General features: G+C 40.7%; 9 protein-coding genes and 1 pseudogene. 5 read left to right on the top strand and 5 right to left on the bottom strand.

The window, feature by feature from the left end; genetic code table 11:
• Nucleotides 1-506: 506 nt before the first annotated feature.
• The 3 genes and pseudogenes from P2W82_RS14455 to P2W82_RS14445 all read right to left on the bottom strand — a co-directional run bounded on the left by P2W82_RS14455 (nt 507) and on the right by P2W82_RS14445 (nt 5,846).
• Entirely contained in the window at nt 507-3,911 is a 3,405-nt protein-coding gene (locus tag P2W82_RS14455; RefSeq protein ID WP_336516611.1) for a trifunctional glycoside hydrolase family 18/polysaccharide deacetylase/glycosyltransferase family 2 protein, read from the bottom strand.
• Between the two features lie 586 nt (nt 3,912-4,497).
• Nucleotides 4,498-4,824 (bottom strand): annotated as a pseudogene (locus tag P2W82_RS14450) (methionine adenosyltransferase domain-containing protein); the annotation flags it as partial.
• 83 nt (nt 4,825-4,907) lie between these two features.
• Entirely contained in the window at nt 4,908-5,846 is a 939-nt protein-coding gene (locus tag P2W82_RS14445; protein WP_336516610.1) for a bile acid:sodium symporter family protein, read from the bottom strand.
• Between the two features lie 683 nt (nt 5,847-6,529).
• Between P2W82_RS14445 and P2W82_RS14440 the strand changes: the two genes are divergently transcribed.
• Nucleotides 6,530-9,286, top strand: coding sequence for an MGH1-like glycoside hydrolase domain-containing protein (locus tag P2W82_RS14440; protein ID WP_336516609.1), 2,757 nt, complete (start codon nt 6,530-6,532; stop codon nt 9,284-9,286).
• 528 nt (nt 9,287-9,814) lie between these two features.
• Here P2W82_RS14440 and P2W82_RS14435 read toward each other — a convergent pair.
• Nucleotides 9,815-10,678 (bottom strand): bestrophin-like domain, encoded by an 864-nt coding sequence (locus P2W82_RS14435; RefSeq protein WP_336516608.1) that lies wholly within the window; start codon nt 10,676-10,678, stop codon nt 9,815-9,817.
• Nucleotides 10,679-11,984: 1,306 nt separating this feature from the next.
• Between P2W82_RS14435 and P2W82_RS14430 the strand changes: the two genes are divergently transcribed.
• The 4 genes from P2W82_RS14430 to P2W82_RS14415 all read left to right on the top strand — a co-directional run bounded on the left by P2W82_RS14430 (nt 11,985) and on the right by P2W82_RS14415 (nt 15,591).
• A complete protein-coding gene (locus tag P2W82_RS14430) occupies nt 11,985-13,265 on the top strand; it encodes a site-specific integrase (protein WP_336516607.1) in 1,281 nt (426 codons plus the stop codon).
• Between the two features lie 70 nt (nt 13,266-13,335).
• Nucleotides 13,336-14,253, top strand: coding sequence for a tyrosine-type recombinase/integrase (locus P2W82_RS14425; protein WP_336516606.1), 918 nt, complete (start codon nt 13,336-13,338; stop codon nt 14,251-14,253).
• Between the two features lie 103 nt (nt 14,254-14,356).
• The gene (locus P2W82_RS14420) at nt 14,357-14,596 is read left to right on the top strand and encodes a hypothetical protein (protein WP_336516605.1); all 240 of its coding nucleotides are present in this window, start codon (nt 14,357-14,359) and stop codon (nt 14,594-14,596) included.
• A 233-nt stretch (nt 14,597-14,829) separates the two neighbouring features.
• A complete protein-coding gene (locus P2W82_RS14415) occupies nt 14,830-15,591 on the top strand; it encodes a hypothetical protein (RefSeq protein ID WP_336516604.1) in 762 nt (253 codons plus the stop codon).
• 120 nt (nt 15,592-15,711) lie between these two features.
• Here P2W82_RS14415 and P2W82_RS14410 read toward each other — a convergent pair whose 3' ends face one another.
• Nucleotides 15,712-16,332, bottom strand: coding sequence for a hypothetical protein (locus tag P2W82_RS14410; protein WP_336516603.1), 621 nt, complete (start codon nt 16,330-16,332; stop codon nt 15,712-15,714).
• Nucleotides 16,333-16,346 lie beyond the last annotated feature (14 nt).

Raw genomic sequence — 16,346 nt, 5'->3', positions numbered from 1 at the left:
TGATTGGAAAGAAATATATTGAAAGTGTCCATTTTCTAACTCAGATTATTATTCTCTTTTGAAGGAGGGTATAAATATGTCGTATACCTATTCGAAAATTAAAAATATCCGCAACTTTAAAGAGAGAAAAAATTTTCATCTTATAAAATAAAGTTGAAATAATTTTCAGATCATAAAGCTGCAGTGGATGAAGTAACTGGAAAGTAGTGATTAGTGCTAACCATTCATTTTCAAATAGCCAAACTAAGGTCTAGCAAAAAAACAGCTGAGCAGAAATTGTATGTTTTTCAGGTTCGAATAGAATTTCGGAGAATTCCGCCAGGTATCCGATACTTGCAAGTATCGGATACCTGGGAACTTTCAGCAAATTCGAAAGCATTTTTGGAATTTCCAAGGTATTTTCCCCAGATAAAAATGTATTTTTCTGCCAGTTTGCTGCATTTTATCTTTTCGATCTACCCACCTTTCTTATTCTGAAAACAAACTACAAAAGATTATTGCTGCCTTTACCCTCTCAACATTACCTGCACGTTCACATTCCCCGTCCGCTTCAACACTCCCCACCCCTTGATATCACCCTTGATGGCCTTCCTGATCGATCGGTATAAAATCACATACATTAACTGCCTGTAAACAAACCGCTGAGGTATCAACCAGATGAGCTTGGCAAACTTTTCTTTTTCAAAAGCAAAAGCAATTACACTTACCAACACATCCACCAATAGAAAAAGCAGGTAATACAAACCTATCTTGTGCACACTTTCGGGATTGTGGCGATTCCAGACCAGACTGATGATCAGCATCAGATCTGCAAGCGGTGCCAGCAGCGGGAGAATAATCTGGAAGATGAAAATATTTGGCAGCGACACCATCCCTAATCCTTTATACCTTGGATTAATACACGCATCTTTATTTTTCCAGAAAGCCTGCATGACGCCATAACACCAGCGGAAACGCTGTTTCATAAACTGCCTGAGCGTTTCGGGAGCTTCAGTAACGGCAATAGCTTCATTGCAATTCACGACACGATATCCTTCTCTTAATATGCGAATAGTCAGGTCACAGTCCTCTGCAAGAGTATCGGCAGTAAAATTTCCCGCTCTTTCGATCGCTTCCTTTCTGAAAGCACCAATAGCGCCGGGCACAACAGTGATCCCGTTGATGACATCAAAAGCCCTGCGATCAAAATTCTGTGCAGTTGTATATTCTATGCTCTGCCATTTGGTGAGCAAAGTATTTTCATTGCCGACTTTTACATTACCTGCAACTGCTCCGATGATCATATGCTCCTTCTCCGGATAAAGCATGCGTTTCATCAATTGGGAAACTGCATCATTTTTTAGCTGCGTATCCGCATCAATACAAACAACAAATTCATTTTTTGCCTGGCTGATACCAAAATTCAATGCCGACGATTTACCTCCGTTGAGCTTTGTGAGTACTACAACTTTATCATTATTATAAAATGCTTCAGAAACCAATTTATAAGTTGCGTCTTTTGACCCATCGTCGACAAAGATGATGTTGAAATTGGGATAATCCTGCTGAAGCAAATTCTGAATCGTCTTTACTGCGTTCACTTCTTCATTATACGCAGGCACAATGATGCTTACTCCGGGAGTCTCCTCTAAAGGAAACTCATGACTTATGTTGTAAGCATTATTCTTAAATTTTTGAATCGTCGCCATGACGGCGAGAAACAATATTCTTAAGAGACCTAGAATGATAGCTACCCAGAAAGCAGCTGAAAGAAAATGTTCCGCCCAATACCCGAACCCAGCAATATCGCCATTGATATTTATCAATCCATTATCAACGGGAGGCATCACGACGTCTTTATTTACATGTAACAGGTTTGCTACCGTAGTAAATTGTATTCCTTTATTTTTAAAATAGTGTATGATTCGTGGCAACGCATCAACAGTGGCCTGCCTGTTTCCTCCGGCATCATGAAGTAGAATAATGCCTTTTTCAGGATTTGATTCGTATTGCTTTGTAACCCGTTGAAAAATACTGTCAGCAGTTACGCTTTTATCCCAATCGTTTGGATCTATACTTTCTCCTACTGTGTAATAGTTCTTTTGCTTGCTCAGTGCTATTGGCTTTAACTCAACATCTGTTGTCGGTTCTGCGTCAGCGTTATACGGTGCACGGAACAAAACAGTGCTTCTTCCAATAACAGACTCGATCAGCAGTCTTGTACTCTCCATTTCTGTCGCCGCCCTGTCAGGTCTCACTGCTGCGATATTCGGATGAGTAAAAGTATGATTGCCAATCTCGTGTCCTTCCCTGTAAATTCTTTTCAATAACGGAAGATTATTCTCGGCCTCCATACCAACAATGAAAAATGTCGCCGGTATATTTTCTTTCTTTAAAATATCAAGAATCTGTGGGGTATACTCAGGATCGGGGCCATCATCAAAAGTCAGGATAACCTGGTGGTGAACTTTGCCATATTTCTGAATTACATATTTTGTTGGAAGTTCAACATAATTTTCTTCAGCAATGATGTTCTCAGTACTGTCAACTTCCAGGTCAATTGTACCTTTTCCAGGTTGGCTGATTACGTTCAATATTTCGCCATCACCGATATAGTCCGGTTGTTCGGTTGATGCTTCAATACTTTCCAGTGTAGCATAATCAAAAGGTTGTTCCAGCAAGGACTTATCGGTGAGACTACGACTGTAAAACTTCCATAGCCGATCGTCCTCACTTCCTAAGCGCCACAAAGCAGTTCCTGCAACACCATATTCATCTGCAAAACGAATGGCATTGAAATTGGTAACGGCATCCGTGAAATAAACACGGTGTTCTGTTCCGTCGGCCTCCCTGTACCTGTAGAAATTATTATAACTGTCATTACTAAAATCAATTGTTGCTTTAAATTGCTTTGCATTAGCCAGGGCCTGCTGATATGTTACTGTTGCAGCTTCGTTGCCTTCTGCCCAATCATAGCCATAACCCGCAATACAAACGATTAATTTTTCTGAGGCGATTTGCCTTGCAGTGCCATCCAGCACTTTTTCAATAAATTGCTGACTACTAACGTCGCCGGGTACACTGGTACTGTAATGCTCGTCATAGGCCATCAGGAGCATATAATCGTTATACTTTGCCAGTTCTTTTATATTGAAGTCTTCGTTGTTCGCCATAATGTCCTGCGTAACAATCAGCCCTCTGCTGTGCAGTCTCTCATATATTTCTTTCTGAAAACTGATGATCGGCTCGTCGCCCTTTTCTTTAAATTCTTCAAAATCTATATTGATTCCCTGCAAGTGATATCGATCTATATACTTTACAATGTCATTGATGAGCCTTTCCTTTTTGGCTTTATTATTCAATATCCGATGCAACATCTTCCCATCAAATTCTCCTTCGCCTTTATTTTCATTGATATTGTTGACCAGCGGAACAATGCGCACATTATTTTTTTTCATCAGGCTCAGTGCTGCGGTATCGATACGCGGCGCGAGTGTATCTGTTGCCGGATCTATAAAAAACCACTCAGGAAAAACCATGTTCAGTTTGTCAATATTCTTCTGGAGAGAATAGAAAGACTGCGGATCCCAGTCAACATAGAATGCAGCCCTCATTTGATTATTTGTTAACTGGACTTTCGAATGACTCAGTTTTTCATTTTTTGCTTTCTCTTTCAGGAATGCATCAAAGCCCTTATATTTTTTCAACTCTTTTTTATTGAGACCTAGTGGAGTTGTGGGATTGGAGAGATGGCGCAAAGGGTTGTCATCACTCGTAAGCGCAGGAAGCGCCGGCATTACTCCTTTTGCAAGGGTAATGATGATCACAGGAACCATCAGGATAACGATGAACAGGAACAATCTTCCTGTCCATTGGAAGGTTCTCCACCTCCATTTTGAATCGGTTTGAAATATCTGCCGGGAATGAATCATCGACTATTTTTTGGTTTTCATACTGAAATTAGGATCGAATATTTTTTGATGAAACCGCGTATAGACCAACAGGCAAAAGGAGTCGGTGAACCCATCCCACCGGGCACAGTTGTATGCAGCGTCTGGATTCTTTTACTGTCTAAAAGTATTTAGCTGAAGTATAATTCATCGTTGCAGAACAGTTGATGAAGAGACATCTTATTTCGTGATGTGCCTGCCCAGTTCGGTGTCGATTGTTCGTGCAACACTATGACCGACGCAGCCGCTGCTGGATTTTTGCTGGAAATGCCCCGGACATCTTTCGCAGCAACAGCGTCCATGATAAGTAATCATGAAAAATTTGAAGTTCAAAGCAAATACTTCTGCGAGGTCATTGAATTTCCACCGGTACTTTCATTAGTGTTATATTCCATAAAATTTCAAATTTCTGTTGAGCGTAAACAGCTTTTCATTTCGGTGATGTTGTGATATGTATTTTTTATTCCGTTTGGCTTGATAAATTTTCATTGGCTCACCTGATAATCAGGGCCTGTTGTTTTTTATTGGAATGCAGATCAGGTTTGATTTTCACAATAAAACCAAAATTTCAGTGCTGGCTTTTATAGCAAATTGTTGAAAATCCATACACCTTTTTATTTGGCAGGGGCTGTAGAAAAAAGGCTAAAAAATGCTTACGGCAGAGCGAGAGGAAAACCATCGGTCGTCCGAAATGCCCGAAGACTGCCGTATTTGCAAATACAGTTTTTCTTAAGTGGAGATGTTCAATCATCCCTTTTGGTAAAAGCGGAAATACTTTAACCACCAACGCCGCCATTTCATTCTCTTTAAGTTTTCCGGTTCCATAGGTATTGACCATTATTGAAACGGGATCGATAAGACCAATATAATAGCGAAGTTGGATCAGACATTCATCACCTGATCCTGCCTGTTAGTCTTGCCCGATATCTTTTGCATTTTTGAATCTCATTCGTAATCAGCTTTGATTGTGCATTTACTTTACTGTGGATTAGTGTTCACAGCGCCGCTTATCGAACTGGTATTTTTCGGACCATCGATCGTCATCTTATCCGGCGTTGCTGCCGATGTTGTGTGAGCGCAGTAACGTTTGAGTATTGCTGCTGCTGCAAATCCGGAAAGGATTGCTCCAAGGAAGGCTGCCAGGATGCACATCGTGATTGCACCCTGGGGTACGCCGGCAACCGAAACAATAGCAAAGGCAGGACCGACATTTCGTGTGCAGGTGCCTAATGTCATTGGCGCCTTTTGATCGTAGGAAAGTCCGAACCCGGATAAGTATGCTCCAACTCCCATCAATGCGTAGAAAAGAAGCTGTGTGCCGATAGCATATGTACCAATTGCACTAAATATATCCGCGCGGTATACGCAAAGGAGAATAGCCACCAGTAAGATCGTATTCAGTCCGGTTATTTTATTGACCACCGGAGCCGACTTATCTGCAATTGACGCAGTCACTCCGCGGATGACCGCTCCGACGATCAGCGGTATCGTAATAAAAAACAATAGAGGTTTGGCTATGTTCCACGGATCTGCCGAAAATCCTTTTACGAGCCAAGGCACCATAAATGGCATCAGGACGACCGTTCCGGCATAGGCAATCAACATAAAGGCTGACATGTAAGACAAACTGCCACCCGACTTTTTCATCATCACCGGGATCGCTGGCGAGCATGGTGACATTCCTAATATTACTAAACCAAGTGCATATGCTTCATTGAGAGGAATGATCTTCGTAAGCAGGATTGCCAGTGCAGGTCCTGAAACAAAACACCACAAAAACGATAATATCACAAACCGCAGGTTCCGGAACGCAGCTAAAGCTTCAGAAACTTTTAATCTCAAGCCTATTTCCAGCAGGTTGCCTACCATGAAAATGATGATGGCGACCCCCATTATTTTCTGCAATATTGCTTCCATATTGGTGTTTAAAATTTTCGAACATTTCTTTTTGCTGTTTATTCAGCAATTCGTTTTTCAATCGGTTAGTCCGGTATACTAAAATGCTCAAGTTGTCCGCAATTATTTTAATGCTTACGCTTTACAGGATAATTGTTTTGCTGCCATAATCTGTTTTCGGAATGCGGAACTGTGTTCAGCGCGCAGAAAGTGAATGAATGGTCTGATTTGGCTTTTCATTTTCTGCATGACGAATGTTTTCCAGGTACCGATGTTTTTTTGTGTAGATGTTGAAATCATTGATATCACTTTGGTTTGTGACCAGTTTGCTGGAGAATGTTGATATAAAGGAACTGCTTTCATATTCTCCAAAACAATGACTCCAGTCAAAGACATTGCTGATAGCGGTCACAACGATATCGATCGAAGTGAAGAAAATATCCTTTTGCCAGTTAAGATCAGTTTATCTGCAGGTGACTAAATCAAACATGCAATCGATGATACAACAATGCACTGATGGTAAGCATTTACTATGCTGATGTTAATCATTGCTATGGGTCTGAATGAAAATTAGTTTTAGCCCAAAGTATCATTCGGTTAAACACCGTCCGCATACGTTATCTGTATACTTTGTAAGTAGTCGTGCGGCATATGTAACAAGATTGATCTGCAAAAAAGTAATTATCAAAACATTCCTATTTATCATGAAACCGGTCATAACAAATGAACAAAGAAGGCTCGAGGAAGCCCGTAACGGCACATCTGCCTGGAAGAAGTGGGGACCTTATTTAAGCGAGAGACAATGGGGAACCGTTCGCGAAGATTACAGCGAAGGTGGCGATGCCTGGAATTATTTTACACACGACCAGGCTCGTTCCCGAACGTATCGCTGGGGTGAAGATGGGCTGGGTGGAATATCAGACGACAAACAACATTTATGTTTCGCCCTGGCACTGTGGAATGGCAAAGATCCTATTCTGAAAGAAAGACTTTTTGGCTTGACGAATAGTGAAGGCAATCATGGTGAGGATGTGAAGGAGTATTATTTCTATCTCGATTCTACGCCTACGCACTCCTACATGAAATACCTGTATAAATATCCGCAGGCAGCATTTCCATATGCGGACCTGGTAGAGACCAATCGCCATCGTTCCAAGAACGAGTATGAATATGAATTGCTCGATACCGGTGTATTTAATGACAATCGATACTTTGACGTATTTGTGGAGTATGCTAAAGCCGGGCCCGAAGATATACTCGTGCTGATCACAGCCATCAACCGGGGGCCGGAAGCTGCGGAATTACATATCCTGCCAACATTATGGTTCCGCAACGAATGGGCTGAATGGATTGCGACACCAGCTGATAAGCCACTACTTAGCCAGGTGGAAGGGCCAGCCGGCAGCAGTACTGTTTTATCCGTTCATCAACGACTTGGTAACTATTCTTTTTATTGTGATGGAAATGTGCCGTTGCTGTTTACGGACAATGTCACCAACAGGGAATTCCTGCACCTGGATGGAAAGAATGAAAGCAGATATCTGAAAGATGGCATTAATAATTATGTGGTGCTGGGGCAACAGGAAACCATCAACCCAGAAAAAACGGGAACCAAAATGGCTGCCCACTATCGGTCAGGTATAGGCGCAGGTCAATCCGTGGAGATACGGTTGCGATTAAAGTCCACGGGCGCTGATGTAATCGGGAGCAATGGCAGTTCCATCTTCGGAGCGGCATTTGATAAAATAATAGCCAATCGCCGGCAGGAAGCTGATGAGTTTTACAGTGCTATTACGCCAGGTTCAGTGACACCCGATGAGGCGTTTGTCATGCGCCAGGCAATTGCAGGAATGTTATGGAGCAAACAATTTTATTATTTCGATGGCCAGAGCTGGTTAAAAGAACACCACGCACACCCGCTGTATTTCGGCAGCCGGCACTCCAGGAATTCAGACTGGTTCCATATGCAGAATGAAGATATCATCTCCATGCCTGATAAATGGGAATATCCCTGGTATGCGGCCTGGGATCTCGCTTTCCATACTTTGCCGCTTTCTATCGTAGATCCGGATTTTGCGAAACAGCAAATAAGATTAATGCTCCGTGGTCTTTACCTCCATCCCAGTGGTCAGATTCCGGCGTACGAATGGAACTTCAGCGATGTAAATCCTCCTGTGCATGCCTGGGCAACCCTTTTTCTGCATCGAACCGAGCAAGCGCTGCGACGTGAAGCGGATATTGAATTTCTAAAGCTGGCCTTCAACAAGCTGCTGTTGAATTTTACCTGGTGGGTAAATCGTAAAGACCGGTTTGGTAAGAACATTTTTGAGGGCGGCTTCCTGGGACTGGATAATATTGGGGTGTTCGATCGCAGCGCACCATTACCGACCGGAGGATATCTGGAACAGGCAGATGGTACAGCCTGGATGGCATTGTTCTGCCAGAATATGCTGGAGATTTCCGCCGAGCTTGCTGCCCATGATAGTATATACGAAGACATGGTGTTTAAGTTCGTGGAGCACTTCCTGTTTATCGCAGCTGCGATGAACCGTCCGGGCAACGAAGGTATGTGGGATGAGGAAGATGGCTTTTATTATGACATGTTGCGGTCGCCCGATGGCAGTGCCAAAAGACTTAAAGTACGTTCAATGGTAGGACTTCTGCCGCTATGCGCTACTACCATAATCGAACAGGAGCAAATAGCACAAGTCCCAAGGGCTGTCGCCCAGATCCGCAAACGCCAGGAACATATGCCCGACCTGATGGAGGCAATTCATCCGACAGGACCAGGACATTTTGGTGTAAATGACAGGGCAATTATTGCATTGGTAAACCCGGAACGTCTTCGTCGGATTTTAACAAAGATGCTCGATGAGGAAGAGTTCCTCAGCCCTTATGGGATACGATCACTTTCAAAATTTCACCAGGATCATCCTTTCATCATTAACGTAGGGGGCCAGGAACACCGGGTGGATTATCTGCCTGGAGAATCAAATACAGGAATGTTTGGGGGCAATTCCAACTGGCGCGGTCCGGTTTGGATGCCTGTGAATGTACTCATCATCAGGGCACTTCAGCAGTTCTATCTTTACCATGGCGACGGTTTTAAAATTGAATGCCCCACCGGGTCCGGAAAAATGATGAATCTATTTGAAGTTTCGCAGGAAATTGCCAACAGGCTTACACGCATTTTTTTACCCGATGAAAGAGGCCGTCGTCCGGTTTTCGGTGGTACTGAAAAATTTCAGACCGACATCAACTGGCGTAACCACCTGCTCTTTTATGAATACTTTCATGGCGACAATGGAGCCGGCCTCGGAGCAAGCCATCAGACCGGTTGGACGGGGCTGGTTGCCAGGCTCATTCATTTATATGGGCTTCTCGATGCCAAAGTATTTTTGGAAGGTGGCAAGAAGGCTGCTTTTTCGCAAAAAGAATTTCGGACAGAAAAAGCAGTTTAATAAAAGAGACCTGGTGAAATGAAAATACGTTGGCCCTGGTATCTCCTAATGGATTTCCGACTGATTTTAAATATACCGGAATGAAAGAAGCAATCGCAAATCATTGACGGCGCTTTTTTCTTAGACCGCTGTAAGAAAATCAACCCAGAGCAAGAAGAAAAAAACCTGGAGAAAATGGTGGCACACCAGTGTTATACTTTCCAGAAAAGGAAAGCGGAACAAGGTTATGTTCCTGTCGCAATTTTGCTTGCCAGTGATTGCACTGAAAATGATAGGAAGGCAATCGATATTTACTCTTTAGCGTGGGGAAAAATTTCTGTCTGTATGAAAAATAGGATGGCAAATTCATTAAACTATGCTGTCTTAAAGAAAACAGTAGAGCGTGTCATTATTTTCTAGTGAGATGCTTTGTTGCCAAAGAGAACAGGAGTTATCGATTCAAACAAGGTTTGAAGCAATAGATTTTTCAATCGGGCCAGTTAGTTAACATTGTTGTTGGCAGTTGTACTGATTTCTTCCTAAAGATTTTTAAGCGATCTCTTTTCCCATCATTTCCAGCACATCTTCGAGCGGTTTTTTAGTCACTTTGAGGCGAGGGTGGATCCTGGTAGAATTAAGGTCAGAAATTAAAACGATCAGGAGTCCGAAAGGAATGGGAAGTAATAACACTTGTGCAATCCGGTTCACACCGGATACTCCGATTTGATAGCCAAAAGCAAACATCCCCATACCTATAAGCAGCAATAAAATACGCCAGATTGGTTCTGGTATACTATAAACCAATCCGACAATTTTTCTTTCCTCGGTAATATTGATTAGCTCGTTGACCGCGCTGGTAAAAAGTGATCGCAATTCTGAATCCATATCCTCTCTGACCAGTAATGTAGTTTGATTCCAGATATCTATATGGAGATCGTTAATCTTCATCACAGATTCATCTACATGGCCCGCTGTCTGCAGTTCCAGTAAAACACCAACATATTCCCTGAAAAGCTTTCTGAGTGAAGGTTGTAATTTTTGTGGCAAAAGGCTGGTGCGGAGATAACAGGTTCCTAATAATTTTGCTTGTAACACCACCAGGCTGTTTCTACTTCCAAATCGTGACCAGGTAAGTGAAAATGTAAATCCCAGAATAAAACCAAGCAATCCAAGAATAGCTCCCACAACAGCATCAATGGAGTCTACGGTAGCTTCATTGCTGCTCCTGAACAATAAATGACCTGTCCAGAAACCTAAGCCAATAACCAGCAAACTACCGAGTATTATGTAAGTAAAAAGTATCCAGGGGGACAAGGCACCAAAGTATCTGCCAATATTCAGACCTTCCTTTTTTAATTCGTCCCGGATCACAAACTCTTCTTTTAGTACCTGTACATTTTCAGACTCTTTCATATAAATGAGTTGTTACGTGATGCTATGAATGGATTTTTAATCACAACTAAAAACACGAATCAATCCCTGGTTTGTCTGGCACACAGGAAACCGGATAGCTGACCCGAATAATTAAAAAAACAATTCAAACTCCAGGCGCTGTGTTCATGCTTTTGTTTACAGAAGATTGAACTGATATCCTTAAGAGTTTATCATGGGAGCGTTACCCGAAACACTAGAAATTTCCGGAAGCCTTATCTTATTATAAAACCAATTCTGATGCAGAATCCAGCACACCATTATTCAACCATTGTTCAACGTATAAAGCTATTTTCACAGCCCTTCTTTTTTAAGAATCCCTGTCAGATAAAATGCTGATGTCCGTCAGTTGGTGATTTTCAATATTCCCGGGCAAAAGTTGACGTGTAAGTTTAAACGCAGTATTGAGAAGACTTCTTAATTAGTCAAATCTCTTAAATCTCGCTGGTTCCATTAATAAGAATGCCCAATTTTGTATGCCCCGGCTATTGTTTTAGTAATTGTTTCTGCATTCGACGCGATGTTTCTGCTTTTACAGACATAAATAAAATTCTGTCTCAAAAACGAGTCAATTCAATGAGGGCATATTTTACCATCACGAGCATAATTTCTGAAGTCGTAGTCCTCTTTTTGCGTCAAATTAGTATCGGAACATAAACTGGTTTGCCCATGCAGATGTTTACTTCCTTAACGCCAATTCACATTTTCCAATAATAAAAACCTCATTGAAATTATCGGCATTCGATAGTTTCACTTTTGCACAAAAACGGTAATCATTTTTTTCTTTGATCGATTGCCGCGGAATTGGTGATGAGAAATACTAATTGGAGAAAAGAAATTTAACAGCGACCCAGATAGTAAATGTTCATGTGGTATCATTTGAAAACAGCAGACCAATAGAAACCGGCTGGAAAGATCATTTAAATAGTTCCTGAAGAGGCGTTAGAAAACGAAATGTGCAGTAATGATTTTTTCAGGGACTTAAGGACTTCAACTAAATCGATCAGTTATACAAGCAGGAAGGCTCACTAATCGATTTATAAAGTTTCAAAAACGATGAAACCTGCTACCAGAGCAGGTTTCATTAATTTCCAGTGATCCCGCTGGGACTCGAACTTAACCCCGGGACTCTTTCAACATTTTTCAAAACACCCACAATAATCCAGTGAAATGCCTATCTAAACTGAGCTTTAGCAAATCCAAACTTTCAACTATTTTCCAAAGTTTTTAAAGAAAACGACTCATTTAACGACTAATTACCTTATCTTAGAGATATCAATTAGTCACCATGAACCGCCCATCTTTCTTTCTCCAATCGGTCAATCCCAATACAAAAAAATCATTGATTACCTGTCAGCAGAGGTATTATGGAAAGAAAATGATAATGTCTCTTGGCATTTCAATCAAGCCTGATCACTGGCAAAACCAAGCCATCATTAAGAAGTATGAAAAGCTTTATCCCTATGAGTTTGGATATTTTAAGGATCTGAAAAATAGTATCGAGAAAGCCGTTGAAGTGGAGATGAACAATATTCTAAAGACTAATGTCATTCCTGAACCGGCAGAACTGCGTGAAAAAATAAAAGCCGTTGTTTTTCCAAAGTCAAAAGCCGCAAAAGTATCTGAGCAAAAGAAGAATTCTACTCAAACTCCACTTTTTGATTTGCTGGATCAACTAATAAACGACAAAGCACATTATTCTCCTGGTACACTTAAAACATTTCAGACCTCGAAAAAGCATCTTGAAGCATTCAATAAGAAAGCAAGTTTCGAATCAATCACATTAAAATTCTACAAGGAATATGTAAGCTTCTTGAAAAAAGAAGGTTTAAGTGAGGGAAGTATAGGCAAAGAAATCAAGAACCTAAAAATCGTAATGAGCCGCGCAGCGGAGGAAGATCTTACGGAGAACTTCGCGTTTAAACTTAAAGCATTTAAAGTGTTTCGTCCAAAGGTTAAATCAGTTCACCTCGATGAGAAGGATATACTAAAGCTTTATAAGACTGATTTAAAAAACACTGATGGTCTGGAACCGATCAGAGATCTGTTTGTTTTCGGTTGTTGTGTTGGGCTTAGGTATAGTGACCTGGTAAATATCAAGAAAGAAAACTTCATTAAAGACGAAGATGGAGCGACATACCTAAAGATGTTAACTCAAAAAACAAAGATAGAAATTGCTGTTCCGCTAAATGATCTGGCATTGAAGATAATGGAGAAGTATAAACACAAACCCAACAGCCTGCCGGATGCAGTTACGAACCAGTATTTCAACCGGGCATTGAAAACAATTGGGAAACTGGCTTCTTTAGATGAAAAAGGTAGACTAAGTACAGAAATCGGAACGGAACTCTATAAGCTAATTAAAACACACACTGCAAGAAGATCATTTACAAGTAATATTCTGGACAGAGGTGTTTCTTCCTATGACGCTATGAAAATGACTGGTCATACATCTGAGAGGATATTCATCGATTACGATAAAAACAATCCAATAAAAGCGGCAAAGCGAGCTAAGGAAAAAATGATTTCTATGCTACCCGAGAATAAATCAAAACTGAAGGCGGTATAGATGGAAATAAAAAACCCGGTAGTTGGTACCTACCGGGTGATTAATCACAATTAAAAATTGCAATTAAACAATGGAAGGCGAATTTATGACAAAAACCGCATTGCGGTATCATGCCTGTATTCCCTCATTCGAGGACTATCTGAAGCTTATAAAGCGTTTCTCAAGGCACACAATCAGAGCTTACACAGATGACGTAAAAGTATTTCTGAAATTTATTGATCAGCAACCGGATGTATTAGATATTACCCGGAATAACATTCGGTCCTGGCTAGTTGAACTTAGCCAGTCCGGCATGATTGCCCGGAGCATTAACCGCAAATTGTATAGCCTAAAATCATTTTTCAAACACCTTCGGAGAATTGGCATTTTAGAGACAAATCCCTCTTACGGGTTAACGCAAAGGAAAATTGCGACACGACTTCCCTCTTTTGTTCAGGAGGATGTTATGCAGAAGATCTTGACAGGGGAGTTTAAGAAAAGCATAATTGGAATGAGAGATAAACTCATTCTTGAAATGTTCTATCAAACTGGTATCAGGCGGGAAGAACTTGCTAATATGCAGCACTCCCATATAGACCATGCAAGACTTCTAATAAAGGTAACGGGCAAGGGAGGAAATCAAAGGCTTGTACCTATCAGCGAAGCACTGAGCAAGAAAGTTAAAACCTATCAGAGAGCTAAGAAAAAGAAAGGATATTCATCTACTTTCCTGTTTGTCTCAACAAGGCGCGGGCAAATGGATCTCAAATCAATTCACTGTGTTGTTGCAAATCATTTAACACCACATATGCCCGAGGGTCAGCGCAACCCGCATATTCTGAGACACACCTTTGCAACACATTTAATGAATAACGGCGCTAATCTCTTAGCAATTCAGGGTTTGCTAGGCCATACCTCCCTGGTTGCTACAAGTCAATATTTACACAACGATATTAACAGACTTAAACACGTACATCATGAATCATTATCAAAAAAGCGAACACAGTAAAGGAGTTACTCAAGAATCTGTATTGAATTTTCTTGCAATCACAGCCCCTTCAAGAGTAATGCCAAGAAACGATGAACCTTTTTTTTCACCAAAACACACGATCATGGAACAGAGATTTTCAAAAGATCAGCAAACAGAGTTTGCAAAGTTGCTAATCGAAAATGAGGATGCTGTTGATACAGCAGCAACATGCGATTACGGTATTTCAGGATGGTTTAAGAGCTACATCAAAAGCAGAGAATTTGCACAATTAACAGAATGTCAGAAAGATGAAGCTTTTGAGGCTTTTCAGTGGTTGTATTACATGCTGAACGAAGTTCACTTCGATCTACAATCAGCATAAGATCCCATCCGGGTATTTTTCATGCACCATCCTTATGTCGAAGTATTCAATATTATTTCGATGTTTGCGATGGTGCAATTTTTTTTGCCAATCGAAAACATATTCTATATCATCACTGATAAGGTCTATCAGCTCTCTCCTAACCGATTCGTCATTCGGTTTCACTATTACAAGGTACGCGGGCATGGTGCTAAATGTAAAAAAATATTATCTTAATGTTACAAAGCTAACTTATGAATTTTTTAAAAAACGATTCTGGATTTGCTATCGCATTTGTATCATGTGTTATCAGCCTTAGTGCCTTCAAGGATTTTCTTGAAGAAAAAATTGTTCCGATTTTCTCCTACCGACCAACGATGTATGATATGCTCTTTTATGCGACTATTGGGCTAGTGCTTGCATTTTATTTTTTTCTAATGGAGCAGTTGGTAATCAGTTTGCAATTTGAGTTGCCTAAGTTAATTAAGGTCTTTAATGTTTTGTCGCATCTATTTCTTTATATTTCTGCCGCATCACCTATTCTATTTTTCTCATCCTGGCTTCTAAGTTCGATATCAGGCACTCCAGTAATGATGGTAGTTGCAATTATAATTGGCCTACTCGCTGTTGGTTTTGTACTTGAAAGGTTAATTGATAAAAATAATTCTGCTGAGAAGATATATTTAGATTTTGCTTCAAGTTACTATAACGAGGCATTCCTCCATTACGAGAAATCCGAATATCAACGATGTATTGATAAAAGTATCAAATCGGTCGAGGCATCCCTCACTGCAAGAATTGTTGGTGCTGGATATCCAGTACCTCGACAGATTTATATCAATTATTATATGTCTGCGTATGGCGGGCGGGGCGTTATTACTAGAAGCGATATTGGGGCTTTATTTAATTTTTTAGAAGCAGCATTTTTACACAAGATGCGAAATATCGACGCTGAGCCTAATAAAGAAATTGCTAAAGAATGTTTAGATGTTGCGGAAAGTTATCTAAAAAGATAAAACCCCGGTTTCAGTGTCCGGGGTCCAGGTGTCTTCCTGTAATAATGCATTATTCTGGTTCGAAATTAAAATTGGTAGGACTAATGGCAAGGAGAAAAAAACGTTTTAAAACGGGATTTTTCACGTACGAAGAATAATTTCATTGGTACGGGTTGAATTAGCAACGATAAAATTTTCAATTACTGAATCTGAAATTTCATGGTTCTCGTCAAATACACATGTGAGCAACACAAATCGCTCTCCATTATGATATCGAGCATAAAGCTTTTCTGTTTGTTCGGTAAATAGCAAAGAAAGGTGTCCGCCGGCTGGAATTGAGTAACATCTATGAATTCTGGATATTGTGGTAGTATTATTAGTAGTGCCTTCATTTGTCCCACTCGGTACTTTCGCTACTATCACATGATTAGCTACAGAATTCCCCATATTATACAACTTGTATACCTGTCCTAATTCTGCGACAAACTTCAAGTCAGCAAGCGACTGAGTTCTTTCCCATTCATCCCTCCTTTTCTGTGCTAGATAAACTTTATAACCTAAATAAAATACAGCAATGGCATTGATAACACTAATTGGCAGGGAAAAGAAGGTGGCGAACTCAGCCCAGTTTGTGTGGTGAGATACTGCCTTGCCTGGGAAAATTTCTCTGTATTTACAAACAAAAGGAGTGAAAATAATTACCGATGCGATTATAATTATCCAGTGAAGATGTCTTTCAAAAAAACTTCGTTGTTGGTGCATCGTTAGCGATATTG

The sequence above is a fragment of the Pollutibacter soli genome (genome assembly GCA_029269725.1).
GTDB classification, from domain to species: domain Bacteria; phylum Bacteroidota; class Bacteroidia; order Chitinophagales; family Chitinophagaceae; genus Pollutibacter; species Pollutibacter soli.
The sequence above is the reverse complement of the archived record's forward strand: the minus strand, read 5'-3'. Positions and strand labels throughout refer to the sequence as shown.

Bases quoted from the DNA above. Each gene is read 5' to 3' on its own strand.
- P2W82_RS14430 (WP_336516607.1), top strand. From the start codon at position 11,985: ATGAACCGCCCATCTTTCTTTCTCCAATCGGTCAATCCCAATACAAAA.
- P2W82_RS14415 (WP_336516604.1), top strand. From the start codon at position 14,830: ATGAATTTTTTAAAAAACGATTCTGGATTTGCTATCGCATTTGTATCA.
- P2W82_RS14440 (WP_336516609.1), top strand. From the start codon at position 6,530: ATGAAACCGGTCATAACAAATGAACAAAGAAGGCTCGAGGAAGCCCGT.
- P2W82_RS14425 (WP_336516606.1), top strand. From the start codon at position 13,336: ATGGAAGGCGAATTTATGACAAAAACCGCATTGCGGTATCATGCCTGT.
- P2W82_RS14420 (WP_336516605.1), top strand. From the start codon at position 14,357: ATGGAACAGAGATTTTCAAAAGATCAGCAAACAGAGTTTGCAAAGTTG.
- P2W82_RS14435 (WP_336516608.1), bottom strand. From the start codon at position 10,678: ATGAAAGAGTCTGAAAATGTACAGGTACTAAAAGAAGAGTTTGTGATC.
- P2W82_RS14445 (WP_336516610.1), bottom strand. From the start codon at position 5,846: ATGGAAGCAATATTGCAGAAAATAATGGGGGTCGCCATCATCATTTTC.
- P2W82_RS14410 (WP_336516603.1), bottom strand. From the start codon at position 16,332: ATGCACCAACAACGAAGTTTTTTTGAAAGACATCTTCACTGGATAATT.
- P2W82_RS14455 (WP_336516611.1), bottom strand. From the start codon at position 3,911: ATGATTCATTCCCGGCAGATATTTCAAACCGATTCAAAATGGAGGTGG.